Raw genomic sequence first — 13,251 nt, 5'->3', positions numbered from 1 at the left:
TATGCTCGCCCTCGGCAAACTGCTTGAACTGACCCTCGCCGGCCGTGAACCGGCGGAGAAGACTCAACTGACTGTCGAAGGCGTGCGTATGCGCTGGTTGAGCGAAGGTGCGCTGGAAGTCCGGCCACCGCAAGCGCGCGACAATGGCCTGGACCTGCTGCTGTCGGCAGGCATCCACGGCAACGAGACAGCGCCGATCGAGTTGCTTGATCGGCTGCTGCACGATATCGCTCGCGGTGACCTGAAGCCGCGCGCACGCATTCTGTTCCTGTTCGGCAACCCGGAAGCGATTCGCAAGGGCGAGCGTTTCGTCGAGCAGGACGTCAATCGGCTGTTCAACGGCCGTCATGAACAAAGCAGTGGCAGCGAAGCGCTGCGTGCCTGTGAGCTGGAACGTCTGGCGGCGAGTTTCTTCAGCCTGCCGGATCGCCAGCGTCTGCACTACGACCTGCACACGGCGATTCGAGGCTCGAAGATCGAGCAATTCGCGTTGTATCCGTGGAAGGAAGGTCGCCAGCATTCGCGTCTGGAGCTGGCACGTCTGCGTGCTGCCGGGATGGAAGCGGTGCTGTTGCAGAACAAACCGTCGATCGTCTTCAGCTCGTACACCTACGACAAGCTCGGTGCCGAGGCTTTCACGCTGGAACTGGGCAAGGCGCGGCCGTTCGGGCAGAACGACGGGGTCAATGTCTCGCTGCTGGAAACCCGTCTGCAGCAGATCATTGAAGGCAACGAGCCGCAGATGGCTGAGCAGGGGCTGGACGGTTTGCAGCTGTTCAGCGTCGCCCGGGAAATCATCAAGCACAGCGATGCATTCCGCCTGAACCTGCCGCAGGACATCGAAAACTTTTCAGAGTTGGAAGTGGGTTACGTGCTGGCCGAGGATTTGGCCAATACCCGTTGGGTGATTGAGGAGGAGGGAGCACGCATCATCTTTCCCAATCCCAAGGTCAAGAACGGCTTGCGCGCGGGCATCCTGATCGTGCCGGCCACCGACGAAAACCTCGCCTGACAGCGATCTCTAAACCGGCACAAACCCAATGTGGGAGCGAGCCTGCTCGCGAAAGCGGTCTATCAGTCAACTTATCATCGACTGGCAGTCCTTCTTCGCGAGCAGGCTCGCTCCCACATTTATTTGAGTGAGGTCAAAACCTCACTCGGCGTCAGACCGCTACAGCATGCGGCTCGGTGCGGCGCAGTGCGCGAACCTTGCGCAACGTATCGGCGCAAGTCCGCGCCGCTTCCTGGCCCTTGTGTACAAAGTGCTCAAAGAAGAACTTCTGATGCTCGTCACCGGCATGGAAGTGATGCGGCGTCAGGGACACCGAGAACACCGGCACTTCAGTTTCCAGCTGCACTTGCATCAGGCCGCTGACCACCGACTGAGCGACGAACTCGTGACGGTAGATGCCGCCGTCCACGACCAGGGCTGCGGCGACGATGCCGGCATAACGACCGGTTCTGGCCAGCAACTTGGCGTGCAGAGGCATTTCAAAAGCGCCGCCGACTTCGAAGATGTCGATGTCCGATTCCTGATAACCCAAGGCAAGCATTTCGGCGACGAAGCCTTTACGGCTCTGGTCGACGATTTCCTTGTGCCAGCAGGCCTGAATGAACGCGACGCGCTCGCCGTGAGGGTGTTTGCTTTTGCTGTCGATAGCGGTGGGTTGCATGTTCTGACTCCTGTTTGTGTGAAAAACAGGGCGTTATGAATCGAAAGGGATTCAAGGGTGCGCACACGCACAACATCGCGCGGACGGCCCTTTGGCGTTAATCCCGTTCTCTCTTCATCCGGACTATGACCGTCGGCCCCGGAATCACACCGGGTCTGCTGACCTTGCCACCGCGCACAACCCAAGCTGTGTTCGTCGCCAAGCGCTCGCGGGCTATGCGCATTGCGCGCAATTACCGCCGGTGGGGAATTGCACCCCGCCCTGAGAACGTTTTTGCCGCCCTTTATCGGGCGGCGCAGCGTTTTTAACACAGATTGTGGCTGTGTGCATTGCGCCTTTCTGATGATTGCCATCGAATTTTCTGGCGGTTCGAAACGACTTTTCCTTGCGCAAGGGTTGATTAATCCGAGCGATGACCGCAGTAATTCAACTTCGTAAAGGGATTTCCCCTGCTGATTAGAGGCCAGATTCATGAGCGTTATCGATCTTCGCAGCGACACCGTCACCCAACCGACTCCCGCCATGCTCGATGCGATGACCGCAGCGGACACCGGTGATGACGTTTACGGCGAAGATCCGACGGTCAATCGTCTCGAGGCCGAACTGGCCAAGCGATTGGGTTTTGCTGCCGCATTGTTCGTACCGACGGGCACCATGAGCAATCTGTTGGGGTTGATGGCGCACTGTGAGCGCGGCGACGAATACATCGTTGGCCAGCAGGCGCACACCTACAAATATGAGGGCGGTGGCGCGGCGGTGCTGGGCTCGATCCAGCCGCAGCCGCTGGAAGTGCAGGCCGACGGTTCGCTGGATCTGGATCAGGTCGCGGCGGCGATCAAGCCTGACGACTTCCATTTCGCCCGGACTCGTTTGCTGGCGCTGGAAAACACCATGCAAGGCAAAGTCCTGCCGCTGGAGTATCTGGCCCGCGCCCGCCGCTTCACTCAGGACAAAGGCTTGCAACTGCACCTCGACGGCGCGCGCCTTTACAACGCGGCAGTCAAGCTGGGCGTCGATGCTCGGGAAATCACTCGGTACTTTGATTCGGTGTCGGTGTGCCTGTCCAAAGGCCTTGGCGCGCCGGTGGGCTCAGTGCTGTGTGGCTCTGAGCAGTTGATTGGCAAGGCTCGTCGCTTGCGCAAAATGGTTGGCGGCGGCATGCGTCAGGCCGGGCTGCTGGCAGCGGCGGGGCTGTATGCGCTGGACCACAATGTTGATCGTCTGGCAGACGACCATGCCAACGCACAGTTACTGGCCGAGGGCTTGCGTGAAGCAGGTTTCATCGTCGAACCGGTGCAAACCAACATGGTTTATGTGCAAATGGGTGAAAAAGCTGAAGCGATCAAGGCCTTTGCCGCCGAACGCGGGATCAAGTTGAGCGCTGCCGCACGTCTGCGCATGGTCACGCACATGGACGTCAAACGCTCGCAAATCGAGCAAGTGATCGCGACATTCGTCGAGTTTTCGCGCAAGTGATAGCGTTAGCCGTCCAATTGACCGTTTCTATCGTATAAACACGCTGTACCCCGCGCGCAGGGCCGATATAATGCGGCCCTTTGCCGTCGCTTCGTCTGTTGACGTTTCGAACAGGCCTTTGGCCGCAGCCTCCGTGGAAGAACCTAATGAAAAGCGCAGAAATCCGTGAAGCCTTCCTTCGCTTCTTCGAAGAGCAAGGCCACACCCGTGTAGCCTCCAGCTCTTTGATTCCGGGCAACGACCCGACCCTGCTGTTCACTAACGCGGGGATGAACCAGTTCAAGGACTGCTTCCTGGGCCAGGAAAAACGTGCGTACACCCGCGCGACCAGCAGCCAGAAATGCGTGCGTGCCGGTGGCAAGAACAGCGACCTGGAAAACGTCGGTTATACCGCTCGTCACCACACATTCTTCGAAATGCTCGGTAACTTCAGCTTCGGCGACTATTTCAAGCACGACGCGATTACCTTTGCCTGGACCTTCCTGACCGGCGTTCTGAAACTGCCGAAGGAAAAACTCTGGGTCACTGTCTACGCCTCCGACGACGAAGCGTATGACATCTGGACCAAAGAAATCGGTGTGCCGGTCGAGCGCATGATCCGCATCGGCGACAACAAAGGCGCGCCTTACGCCTCCGACAACTTCTGGACCATGGGCGATACCGGCCCGTGCGGCCCATGCACCGAGATTTTCTACGATCACGGCGACCACATCTGGGGCGGCCCACCGGGCTCGCCGGAAGAAGACGGCGACCGTTACATCGAGATCTGGAACAACGTGTTCATGCAGTTCAACCGCACCGCCGATGGCGTGTTGCATCCGTTGCCAGCGCCGTCGGTCGATACCGGCATGGGCCTGGAGCGGATCAGTGCGGTGATGCAGCACGTCAATTCCAACTACGACATTGACCTGTTCAAGAACCTGCTGAAGGCCTCCGCTGAAGCCATCGGTTGCGAAAATGGCGACCAGTCTTCGCTGAAGGTTGTTTCCGACCACATCCGTTCGTGCGGCTTCCTGATCGCCGACGGCGTGCTGCCGTCCAACGAAGGTCGCGGTTATGTACTGCGCCGGATCATCCGTCGCGCTTGCCGTCACGGTAACAAATTGGGCGCCACCGGCAGCTTCTTCTACAAGATCGTCGCGGCGCTGGTCGCCGAGATGGGCGAAGCGTTCCCGGAACTGAAGAAGCAGCAGAGCAACATCGAACGTGTGCTCAAGGCTGAAGAAGAGCAGTTCTCCAAAACGCTGGAGCACGGCCTGAAGATCCTCGAGCAGGATCTGCTGGAACTCAAAGGCACCGTGGTGCCGGGCGACGTGGTGTTCAAACTCTACGACACCTACGGTTTCCCGATGGACCTGACCGCCGACATCGCCCGCGAGCGCAGCCTGACTGTCGACGAAGCCGGTTTCGAACGTGAGATGGAAGCCCAGCGTGTTCGCGCGCGTTCGGCCAGCTCCTTCGGTCTGGACTACAACACCCTGGTCAAGGTTGATGTCGCCACCGAATTCACCGGTTACAAAGACACCAGCGGTTCGGCAAAAATTGTCGCTATCTATAAAGATGGTCAGTCGGTCGACGTCTTGAATGAAGGCGAAGAGGCGGTGATCGTTCTGAATCAGACGCCGTTCTACGCTGAATCCGGCGGCCAGATCGGCGACTGCGGTTTCCTGCAGGCAGGTAACGCGCGTTTCGACGTACGTGACACCACCAAGACCGGTGGCGCCTTTCTGCACCACGGCGTGCTGGACTCGGGCAGCCTGACCATTGGCGCGCCAGTGGAAACCCACGTCGATGCCGAAGTGCGTCACGCTACCTCGCTGAACCACTCGGCCACGCACTTGCTGCACGCTGCATTGCGTCAGGTCTTGGGCGAGCACGTTCAGCAGAAAGGTTCGTTGGTGGATAGCCAGCGTCTGCGTTTCGACTTCAGCCACTTTGAAGCGATCAAGCCGGAACAGATCAAAGCGCTGGAAGACATCGTCAACGCGGAGATCCGTAAGAACTCCGCGGTTGAAACCGAAGAAACCGACATCGAAACCGCGAAGAACAAAGGCGCCATGGCGCTGTTCGGCGAGAAGTATGGCGACAACGTGCGCGTGCTGAGCATGGGCGGCGATTTCTCCGTCGAACTGTGTGGCGGTATCCACGCCAACCGTACCGGCGATATCGGCCTGCTGAAAATCATCAGCGAAGGCGGTGTGGCATCAGGCGTGCGTCGTATCGAGGCAGTCACTGGTGCTGCAGCACTGGCTTACTTGAACGCGGCAGAAGAACAACTCAAGGAAGCGGCCAGCCTGGTCAAGGGCAGCCGCGACAACCTGATCGACAAGCTGTCGGCTGTGCTGGAGCGCAACCGCCAACTGGAGAAACAGCTGGAGCAGTTACAGGCCAAGGCTGCCAGTGCCGCGGGCGACGATCTGTCGAACTCGGCAGTGGACGTCAAGGGTGTGAAGGTTCTGGCCGCACGTCTGGATGGTCAGGACGGCAAGGCGCTGCTGGCGCTGGTTGATCAGCTGAAAAACAAACTCGGCCGCGCAGTGATCCTGCTCGGCAGTGTCCATGAGGAAAAGGTCGTACTGGTTGCAGGCGTAACCAAGGACCTGACTGGCCAACTCAAAGCCGGTGATTTGATGAAGCAGGCTGCTGCGGCAGTGGGCGGGAAGGGCGGTGGTCGTCCGGACATGGCGCAGGGCGGCGGTGTCGACGCCGGCGCACTGGATGGTGCTTTGGCGCTGACCGTTCCATTCGTCGAGCAGGGTTTATAAGGCAGTCCGCCCGGCCCGCAGTCTAGTGGCGGGCCCGGCGGCTGTTCGAGTGATTATTGGGCGCCCTTCATGGGCAGAGGCGGCTTTGAAATGGCTTTGATCGTACAGAAATTTGGAGGCACCTCGGTCGGTACCGTCGAGAGAATCGAGCAGGTCGCCGACAAGGTTAAGAAATTCCGCGATGCCGGCGATGACCTGGTGGTTGTGCTGTCTGCAATGAGCGGCGAAACCAACCGTCTGATCGATCTGGCCAAGCAAATCAGTGGCGACACTCAACCGGTTCCGCGTGAGCTGGACGTGATTGTTTCCACCGGCGAGCAGGTGACGATTGCCCTGCTGGCCATGGCGCTGATCAAGCGCGGTGTGCCGGCGGTGTCGTACACCGGTAATCAGGTGCGGATCCTGACCGACAGTGCGCACAATAAAGCGCGTATCTTGCAGATTGATGACCAGAAGATTCGCGGTGATCTGAAAGCAGGTCGCGTGGTGGTTGTCGCCGGTTTCCAGGGCGTCGACGAGCACGGCAACATCACCACCCTCGGTCGTGGCGGTTCCGACACTACCGGCGTGGCACTGGCTGCCGCGTTGAAGGCTGACGAGTGCCAGATCTACACCGACGTTGATGGTGTCTACACCACCGACCCGCGCGTTGTGCCGGTCGCTCAGCGTCTGGACAAGATTACCTTTGAAGAGATGCTGGAAATGGCCAGCCTCGGTTCTAAGGTGTTGCAGATCCGTGCGGTGGAATTCGCCGGCAAGTACAACGTTCCGCTGCGCGTACTGCACAGCTTCAAGGAGGGTCCGGGCACCCTCATTACTATTGATGAAGAGGAAACCATGGAACAGCCGATCATTTCCGGCATCGCTTTCAACCGCGATGAAGCCAAGCTGACCATCCGTGGCGTGCCAGACACCCCGGGCGTGGCGTTCAAGATTCTCGGCCCGATTAGTGCCGCGAACATCGAAGTCGACATGATCGTGCAGAACGTCGCGCACGATAACACCACCGACTTCACCTTCACCGTGCACCGCAACGACTACCAGGCCGCACAGACCGTGCTGGAAAACACCGCTCGCGAGATCGGTGCCCGTGAAGTGGTTGGCGACACCAAGATTGCCAAGGTCTCGATCGTCGGCGTCGGCATGCGTTCCCACGCAGGTGTGGCCAGCCGCATGTTCGAATCCCTGGCGAAAGAAAGCATCAACATCCAGATGATCTCGACCTCGGAAATCAAGGTTTCCGTGGTGATTGAAGAGAAGTACCTGGAACTGGCCGTGCGCGCCCTGCACACGGCTTTCGAACTGGATGCTCCGGCCCGTCAGGGCGAGTAATTCCGTTTCTTGAAGGGCGCGGTCTGACCGCGCCCTTTATTTTTTGAATGGCGCGAGCCCTGAACTGTTCTTTTGCTCGCGCTGGTCAATACTCAGGCATGTAGGGCTACGATCGCTCCGGTTGTAGGTCGGGTGCCTTTTTTTTGCAGACTGTTGTCCCTGAAATGAATTGCGTGAGGAGAAAGGTATGCTGATTCTGACTCGTCGGTGCGCAGAAAGCCTGATTATCGGTGATGGCGAAATCACCGTGACCGTGCTCGGCGTTAAAGGAAACCAAGTGCGTATCGGCGTCAACGCCCCGAAAGAGGTTGCCGTGCACCGTGAGGAAATTTACCTGCGTATAAAGAAAGAGAAGGACGAAGAACCAAGCCATTAATTTTTATCGATTTTTATGTTTGCAAACGGGGAAAAGGTTGGTTAAGATACGCCCCGTGTTGCGGAGAGCTGGCCGAGTGGCCGAAGGCGCTCCCCTGCTAAGGGAGTACACCTCAAAAGGGTGTCGGGGGTTCGAATCCCCCGTTCTCCGCCATTATTTGCTTAGTACGTTGTAATCTGGCTTTTTCTGTAAGTTGTTGAAATTAATAGAAAAAGTGGTTGGAATAGAGATTAGACGGGCTATAATGCGGCGCAACAAATGCACTCGTAGCTCAGCTGGATAGAGTACTCGGCTACGAACCGAGCGGTCACAGGTTCGAATCCTGTCGAGTGCACCATTTAAGAGTCAGTTACAGCAATGTAAATGACTTGGCTTCAACCAGGTGTGATCTGGTCTAACAAACACAAATGCACTCGTAGCTCAGCTGGATAGAGTACTCGGCTACGAACCGAGCGGTCACAGGTTCGAATCCTGTCGAGTGCACCATTTAAGAGTTAGTTGCAGCAATGTGAATAACTTGGTTTCAGCCAGTTGTGGTCTGGTCTAAAAACACAAATGCACTCGTAGCTCAGCTGGATAGAGTACTCGGCTACGAACCGAGCGGTCACAGGTTCGAATCCTGTCGAGTGCACCATATACCAAAAAGCCCGCGTTTAATGCGGGCTTTTTGCTGTCCGGGATTTGGCTTTTGCTTTCACGCATCCTCGCTCGTCAAAATCAATTTGAGCCGAACGTCCTCGCTTGAGGTCGTATCGATAGCTCGTCGTCGATGTTCGGATATTTACCTTGTGCGGTTTACCTAGCGCGCTCTCGACATCTTGTTGGCTCATGCCGGCAATGACACGGCGATTGATGATCGCTTCGCGACGTTGCCTGGCGTCGATCAGGTTTCCGCATCTGTCTTCAGCGTGACCAACAATCCCCAGTGCTCGAGTTTTTGTTGTCATCCCGGATATTTCTTCATGGTTGTGTTCCGGCATCACCGCCACGACTGATCCGGGGGAATAGGGGTGGACTTCCTGTGCTGAGCGCTGCTCGCCGTGCGCACAGCTCATCGAGGTGAAGGTGATGCTGCCATCATCGGCTTCGCAACGATGGAGGGTAAGGGCGGCCCCGGTGGGCGGCAGGCAGAGCAGACAGGTGAGCACAAGGTGGGATGGTTTCAATGGCATTCGGCGTCCTCCATGACGATCTACGCTCAAGAGTAGTCGCTACATTTTCAAGCGCCGGTGTGTTTTCTTTTCAGGATGAGTCGTCGCATTTGCAGGGATCAGGACAGTGCTCAGGTTTGTTTCGCAAGCGCTTGTTTCGACCGCGATTTTTTAACGTTTTAAACCGTCAGGCGGTGTATCATTGCGCCCGTCAGCCCCGCCGGGGCTTATGGAAAACCTCCATGGACTTACCCAGTAGTTACTCAGTAAATAGTTTCACCAATCATGAATTGACTGATTGATCCTTCCGGCGTGCCCCGCTGCTGGGAGTGGAGTTCGCCTATGTCTGAAATCGAAGTAAAGAAAACACAAGAAAGCCTGCAGGATCGCCTGGCTCAGGTCGTCGAACTGCTGCAGCGTCAGCGGGTCGTGGAAGACCTGACTCACCGCCAGGAAGGCGCGCATCACGATCGCGTCGAAAATCTGGTTCACCGACAAAATCTCGTCGAGCTGCAACGCAAGCTCGATGATCTGCACTCTGCCGACGTCGCCTACATCCTTGAAGCCTTGCCGCTGGACGATCGTCTGACGCTCTGGCAATTGGTCAAGGCTGATCGCGACGGCGACATTCTTCTCGAAGTATCCGACTCCGTTCGTGAAACGCTGATCGCCGACATGGACGATCACGAGCTCTTGGCTGCGGCCAAGGACATGGACGCCGACGAACTTGCTGACCTGGCTTCCGAGCTGCCGCGAGACGTCGTCCATGAGCTGATGGAGAGTCTGGATAACCAGCAACGTGAACGCGTACGGTCGGCCCTGTCTTACGACGACGAGCAGGTCGGTGCGTTGATGGACTTCGAGATGGTCACCATCCGTGAGGATGTCAGTCTCGAAGTGGTTCTGCGTTATCTGCGTCGACTCAAAGAGCTCCCCGGCCACACCGACAAGCTGTTTGTGGTCGATTACGACGGCGTGCTCAAGGGTGTGTTGCCGATCAAGCGTCTGCTGGTCAACGATCCGGAGAAACAGGTTGCCGAGGTGATGGCCAGCGATCCGGTGAGTTTCCATCCGGACGAAGATGCTTACGACGCCGCTCAGGCGTTCGAGCGTTACGACTTGATCTCGGCCCCTGTAGTCGACAAGAACGGCAAGTTGATCGGCCGTCTGACGATCGACGAAATGGTCGACCTGATTCGTGAAGAAAGCGAGAGCGAAGTTCTCAACATGGCCGGTTTGCGTGAAGAGGAAGACATCTTCGCCTCCGTCTGGAAGTCTTTACGCAACCGTTGGGCATGGCTGGCGGTCAACCTGATCACTGCGTTTGTCGCCTCTCGAGTGATCGGTCTGTTCGAAGGCTCGATCGAGAAGCTGGTAGCGCTCGCAGCGCTGATGCCGATCGTGGCGGGTATCGGCGGCAATTCCGGTAACCAGACGATCACCATGATTGTTCGCGCCATGGCGCTCGACCAAGTCAGCACTGGCAATACCTCGCGTCTGATGCGCAAGGAGTTGGCGGTGGGCTTGATTAACGGCTTGGTCTGGGGCGGTGTGATCGGCGTCGTTGCTTATCTGCTCTACGGCAGTTGGTCGTTGGGCGTGGTAATGACGGCAGCGATGACGCTGAATCTATTGCTGGCTGCGTTGATGGGGGTGTTGATCCCTATGACCCTGGCGAAAATGGGGCGAGATCCGGCGATGGGGGCGAGCGTGATGATCACTGCGATGACGGACAGCGGTGGTTTCTTCATCTTCCTCGGGCTGGCGACAATCTTCCTGCTCTGATCGGTATTAGCGAAACAGCCCGCCAATGGGCGGGCTTTTTTGTGGCTGCGAAATCTCAAATGCCGCGCAAAAAAAAGCCAGCAATTAAGCTGGCTTGAGATGTTCGGTATGGCTCAGGACGCGTCTGCTGCCATTTCGGCGTCATGGGCAATCAAGGACACCAAAGCGTTTTGCTGACGATGAGACAGCTGGCGGAAACGTTGCAACAGCTCGCGCTCGTGCAACGACAGTTCCGGGCTGTCCAGGCGCATGCTCAGCTCTTCGCCCAGTGCACCTTCCTGAATAAGACTCTGCTCAAGGCGCGCAATGATCTCGGAGTTCATGCTGCGATGATGATTGCGAGCCACCTCGGCAATGCGTTCACGCATTCCGTCTGGCAGACGTACGACGAACTTGTCAGCCGTACGGCTGGAATAAATTGCCTGTTTCAATGGGCGCATATATTTAACCGGTTAGTTCAGGGGAGCGGTTCTCGGGATTGGCCGCAGGATGTGTGGTAGGACAAGCATCCGCGCCAAATGGTTCAACCTGAATTGTTAAGAGGCCCGCATCATGCCTCAAAATTGCCAGATCATTGGCGTCAATTCTGTGACAAATATTGAGCTGGGTAAAGGCGTAATGCCAGCACCAATTATCAGAAATGCGGACTGGTTAGAAATCTTCACCTCTGTCCGCATCCTTGTCCGCTTCCTGCTGCACATCAATTGATGTCCGATAGCATCAGAACGCGCATGCTATGCGGGTTCTGCATCCTTGTTCCTTACCTGTACAGGATAGTGGCAAATTGCCGATTTACTAGTGGCATACACCTGCTGGAGGGCGTTTTCAGGATGGATGGCAAGCTAATTTACTTGATGGGGCCGTCCGGGTCAGGCAAGGACAGTTTGATCGAGGCTGCGCGAGCCCCCTTACGTGCATTGAACTGTGAAGTGATGCGTCGGGTGATCACGCGATCTGCCGAATCGGTGGGGGAGGATGCTGTTGGGGTGACGCCGGATGAGTTTGAGCAGCGTGAGCGCGCCGGCGAATTTTCATTGGCCTGGCGTGCCAATGGTCTCGCCTACGGGATTCCAGTGGAAATGGATCAATGGCTGAATGCCGGACGGCATGTATTGGTCAATGGTTCCCGGGCCAATCTGCGTCAAGCAATGGAGCGCTATCCAGCGCTGCTGCCAGTTTTGCTGACAGTTCGGGGTGAGGTGTTGCGAGAGCGTCTGCTCAAGCGCGGTCGAGAAACGCTTGAGCAAATTGACGCAAGACTGGATCGCAATATGTTGTTCAAGGATAGGCGGTCAAGTGATGAGCCGGTAAATGTCATTGATAATTCCGGGGAGCTGGCGGAGGCCGTCAGTGATCTTTTGCGTCTGATCAGGCTCAGCGTAAAACCGGATCAAATTTGATCTTTCTTCCCGCAGCCAGTGCCAACACAAATAGTGTGGCAAAAATGGCGCAGCCAATCAGGGGCAGGGTGATTTCAGCGCCCTCGAACAGCGATAAATGCACAACGCCACTCAATAGGGCGAGGATCAGAAATCCCGCAGCTGACTTGGACATGTTTTACTCCTGAAGATGTTTCAAAAAACCAGATATTCGGAGGTCAGTGCTGGTCGCACCTGCTCGGAGTTACTGACGGCCTGTGGGGTAGAGGTGTCCTGATCGTTCAGCACCGCCAGTTGGGGGGCTTTTTGTACCTGCAAGTAATGCGGCATGCGCTGGGCCAATGGCTTCTGTGTTGCACGCTCGGGCACAAACTGGAAGCTCACCAAAACCGCTAGAGCAATTGCATTTGCAAGCAAAAGGGCGCTGTTCATGGATGTAGCTCCGAATGTTCTTCGATAGAACAGACAAAGCAGCCGTCGTGCCAACAGTTTAACCTCTGTTAAGTCCTTTAAAAACAAGCATTTGAGCGGGTTTCTCGAATTGTGCAGGTTGCAATCTGCAATAGTGGCTTTTCTGGGGGCGTGCAAAATGCACGGTAAATCTTCCCGCAGCATTGCAGGCCGCTTGCCTACACTTAAAAAGCCAAACGGACGACATGACAAATCAGGGTTCGGTGGTTAACATGCACGCCGTCCGTCATGCAGCGTCTGCTGCGACAAAGCGTGTGTCTCAGTAGCTCAATTGGATAGAGCATCCCCCTCCTAAGGGGAAGGTTGGCAGTTCGAACCTGCCCTGGGACACCATCTATTGTTGAAACTCCCCTCCTTTAATACTCGATGGTCTTGAAGCGCTCAATCAGCAGGCGTGGCAAGGCCTAGTCGTAATTTGTATGCGCTTTCTCTTGGAGGGCTTTCTGGTTGAGTTCGAATCAGGCATGGGAGTTGTGTCTATATAGAGGGAGCTTTTTCGCCTGCTTTGATAGAAAAGTGAAATTAACGGTTGACGGCAGATTCAGGATGTCTATAATTCGCCCCACTTCCGGCGCAGTCGAAACGGAAAACTCCTTGATATTCAATGAGTTATGTAGGTTTCGGCGGCAGGTTGCTTCAGTTCATCGAAGTCAAAAGGAGGTTGAAAAAGAGGTGTTGACAGCAGCGTGTAACGCTGTAGAATTCGCCTCCCGCTGACGAGAGATCGGAAGCGCAAGTGGTTGAAGTTGTTGAAGAATTCTTCGAAAACTTCTGAAAATAATCACTTGACAGCAAATGAGGCTGCTGTATAATGCGCGCCTCGGTTGAGACGAAAGATCTTAA

12 protein-coding genes, 5 tRNA genes and 1 riboswitch are annotated in these 13,251 nt (G+C 56.4%); of the genes, 12 read left to right on the top strand and 5 right to left on the bottom strand.

From position 1 onward, the window contains the following. Position 1: 1 nt before the first annotated feature. Entirely contained in the window at positions 2-1,012 is a 1,011-nt protein-coding gene (gene astE, locus CKW14_RS22330) for a succinylglutamate desuccinylase (RefSeq protein WP_095126156.1), read from the top strand. Positions 1,013-1,163: 151 nt separating this feature from the next. Here the strand turns inward: astE and CKW14_RS22325 are convergent, their stop codons facing one another. Further along, on the bottom strand, positions 1,164-1,673 hold the full coding sequence (locus CKW14_RS22325; RefSeq protein WP_095048117.1) for a 6,7-dimethyl-8-ribityllumazine synthase: 510 nt from the start codon (positions 1,671-1,673) through the stop codon (positions 1,164-1,166). A gap of 101 nt (positions 1,674-1,774) precedes the next feature. Then, positions 1,775-1,946, bottom strand: a riboswitch (FMN riboswitch). A gap of 198 nt (positions 1,947-2,144) precedes the next feature. On the opposite strand from CKW14_RS22325, the gene ltaE reads away from it, so the two are divergent. The 8 genes from ltaE (at position 2,145) to CKW14_RS22285 (ending at position 8,256) form a co-directional block, all read left to right on the top strand. Then, entirely contained in the window at positions 2,145-3,149 is a 1,005-nt protein-coding gene (gene ltaE / locus CKW14_RS22320) for a low-specificity L-threonine aldolase (protein ID WP_095048116.1), read from the top strand. Between the two features lie 146 nt (positions 3,150-3,295). After that, positions 3,296-5,914 (top strand): alanine--tRNA ligase, encoded by a 2,619-nt coding sequence (gene alaS / locus CKW14_RS22315; RefSeq protein ID WP_095048115.1) that lies wholly within the window; start codon positions 3,296-3,298, stop codon positions 5,912-5,914. A gap of 90 nt (positions 5,915-6,004) precedes the next feature. Then, positions 6,005-7,246, top strand: coding sequence for an aspartate kinase (locus CKW14_RS22310; protein WP_007919332.1), 1,242 nt, complete (start codon positions 6,005-6,007; stop codon positions 7,244-7,246). A gap of 187 nt (positions 7,247-7,433) precedes the next feature. Continuing rightward, a complete protein-coding gene (gene csrA, locus CKW14_RS22305; protein ID WP_002554426.1) occupies positions 7,434-7,622 on the top strand; it encodes a carbon storage regulator CsrA in 189 nt (62 codons plus the stop codon). Between the two features lie 62 nt (positions 7,623-7,684). Beyond that, positions 7,685-7,775, top strand: a tRNA-Ser gene (locus CKW14_RS22300). 107 nt (positions 7,776-7,882) lie between these two features. Then, positions 7,883-7,959, top strand: a tRNA-Arg gene (locus tag CKW14_RS22295). A gap of 72 nt (positions 7,960-8,031) precedes the next feature. Next, positions 8,032-8,108 (top strand) — tRNA-Arg (locus CKW14_RS22290). A 71-nt stretch (positions 8,109-8,179) separates the two neighbouring features. Beyond that, positions 8,180-8,256 (top strand) — tRNA-Arg (locus CKW14_RS22285). Positions 8,257-8,275: 19 nt separating this feature from the next. Here the strand turns inward: CKW14_RS22285 and CKW14_RS22280 are convergent. Continuing rightward, positions 8,276-8,794, bottom strand: a complete 519-nt coding sequence (locus tag CKW14_RS22280; RefSeq protein ID WP_095126155.1) for a cell envelope protein SmpA — start codon at positions 8,792-8,794, stop codon at positions 8,276-8,278. A gap of 321 nt (positions 8,795-9,115) precedes the next feature. On the opposite strand from CKW14_RS22280, the gene mgtE reads away from it, so the two are divergent. Then, entirely contained in the window at positions 9,116-10,558 is a 1,443-nt protein-coding gene (gene mgtE / locus CKW14_RS22275; RefSeq protein ID WP_095048113.1) for a magnesium transporter, read from the top strand. A gap of 113 nt (positions 10,559-10,671) precedes the next feature. On the opposite strand, the gene CKW14_RS22270 is transcribed toward mgtE, so the two are convergent. Then, a complete protein-coding gene (locus CKW14_RS22270; protein WP_003178899.1) occupies positions 10,672-10,998 on the bottom strand; it encodes an Arc family DNA-binding protein in 327 nt (108 codons plus the stop codon). A 390-nt stretch (positions 10,999-11,388) separates the two neighbouring features. Here CKW14_RS22270 and phnN point away from each other — a divergent pair, with 390 nt between their 5' ends. After that, the gene (gene phnN / locus CKW14_RS22265) at positions 11,389-11,958 is read left to right on the top strand and encodes a phosphonate metabolism protein/1,5-bisphosphokinase (PRPP-forming) PhnN (protein ID WP_095048112.1); all 570 of its coding nucleotides are present in this window, start codon (positions 11,389-11,391) and stop codon (positions 11,956-11,958) included. Here phnN and CKW14_RS22260 read toward each other — a convergent pair. Then, the gene (locus CKW14_RS22260; protein WP_095048111.1) at positions 11,933-12,112 is read right to left on the bottom strand and encodes a PA3371 family protein; all 180 of its coding nucleotides are present in this window, start codon (positions 12,110-12,112) and stop codon (positions 11,933-11,935) included. The two genes, phnN and CKW14_RS22260, sit on opposite strands and share 26 nt — an antisense overlap. A 20-nt stretch (positions 12,113-12,132) precedes the next feature. Further along, entirely contained in the window at positions 12,133-12,369 is a 237-nt protein-coding gene (locus CKW14_RS22255; protein WP_095126154.1) for a hypothetical protein, read from the bottom strand. Between the two features lie 295 nt (positions 12,370-12,664). Here CKW14_RS22255 and CKW14_RS22250 point away from each other — a divergent pair. Beyond that, positions 12,665-12,741, top strand: a tRNA-Arg gene (locus CKW14_RS22250). Positions 12,742-13,251: the final 510 nt, after the last annotated feature.

Origin of the sequence: Pseudomonas sp. Irchel s3a12 (assembly GCF_900187485.1) — a bacterium.
GTDB lineage: Bacteria > Pseudomonadota > Gammaproteobacteria > Pseudomonadales > Pseudomonadaceae > Aquipseudomonas > Aquipseudomonas neuropathica.
Note: the sequence above shows the minus strand (reverse complement) of the source record. Positions and strands in the feature narration are given on the sequence as shown.

Bases quoted from the DNA above. Each gene is read 5' to 3' on its own strand.
- alaS (WP_095048115.1), top strand. From the start codon at position 3,296: ATGAAAAGCGCAGAAATCCGTGAAGCCTTCCTTCGCTTCTTCGAAGAG.
- astE (WP_095126156.1), top strand. From the start codon at position 2: ATGCTCGCCCTCGGCAAACTGCTTGAACTGACCCTCGCCGGCCGTGAA.
- csrA (WP_002554426.1), top strand. From the start codon at position 7,434: ATGCTGATTCTGACTCGTCGGTGCGCAGAAAGCCTGATTATCGGTGAT.
- CKW14_RS22280 (WP_095126155.1), bottom strand. From the start codon at position 8,794: ATGCCATTGAAACCATCCCACCTTGTGCTCACCTGTCTGCTCTGCCTG.
- CKW14_RS22310 (WP_007919332.1), top strand. From the start codon at position 6,005: ATGGCTTTGATCGTACAGAAATTTGGAGGCACCTCGGTCGGTACCGTC.
- CKW14_RS22325 (WP_095048117.1), bottom strand. From the start codon at position 1,673: ATGCAACCCACCGCTATCGACAGCAAAAGCAAACACCCTCACGGCGAG.
- phnN (WP_095048112.1), top strand. From the start codon at position 11,389: ATGGATGGCAAGCTAATTTACTTGATGGGGCCGTCCGGGTCAGGCAAG.
- mgtE (WP_095048113.1), top strand. From the start codon at position 9,116: ATGTCTGAAATCGAAGTAAAGAAAACACAAGAAAGCCTGCAGGATCGC.
- CKW14_RS22255 (WP_095126154.1), bottom strand. From the start codon at position 12,369: ATGAACAGCGCCCTTTTGCTTGCAAATGCAATTGCTCTAGCGGTTTTG.
- CKW14_RS22260 (WP_095048111.1), bottom strand. From the start codon at position 12,112: ATGTCCAAGTCAGCTGCGGGATTTCTGATCCTCGCCCTATTGAGTGGC.
- CKW14_RS22270 (WP_003178899.1), bottom strand. From the start codon at position 10,998: ATGCGCCCATTGAAACAGGCAATTTATTCCAGCCGTACGGCTGACAAG.
- ltaE (WP_095048116.1), top strand. From the start codon at position 2,145: ATGAGCGTTATCGATCTTCGCAGCGACACCGTCACCCAACCGACTCCC.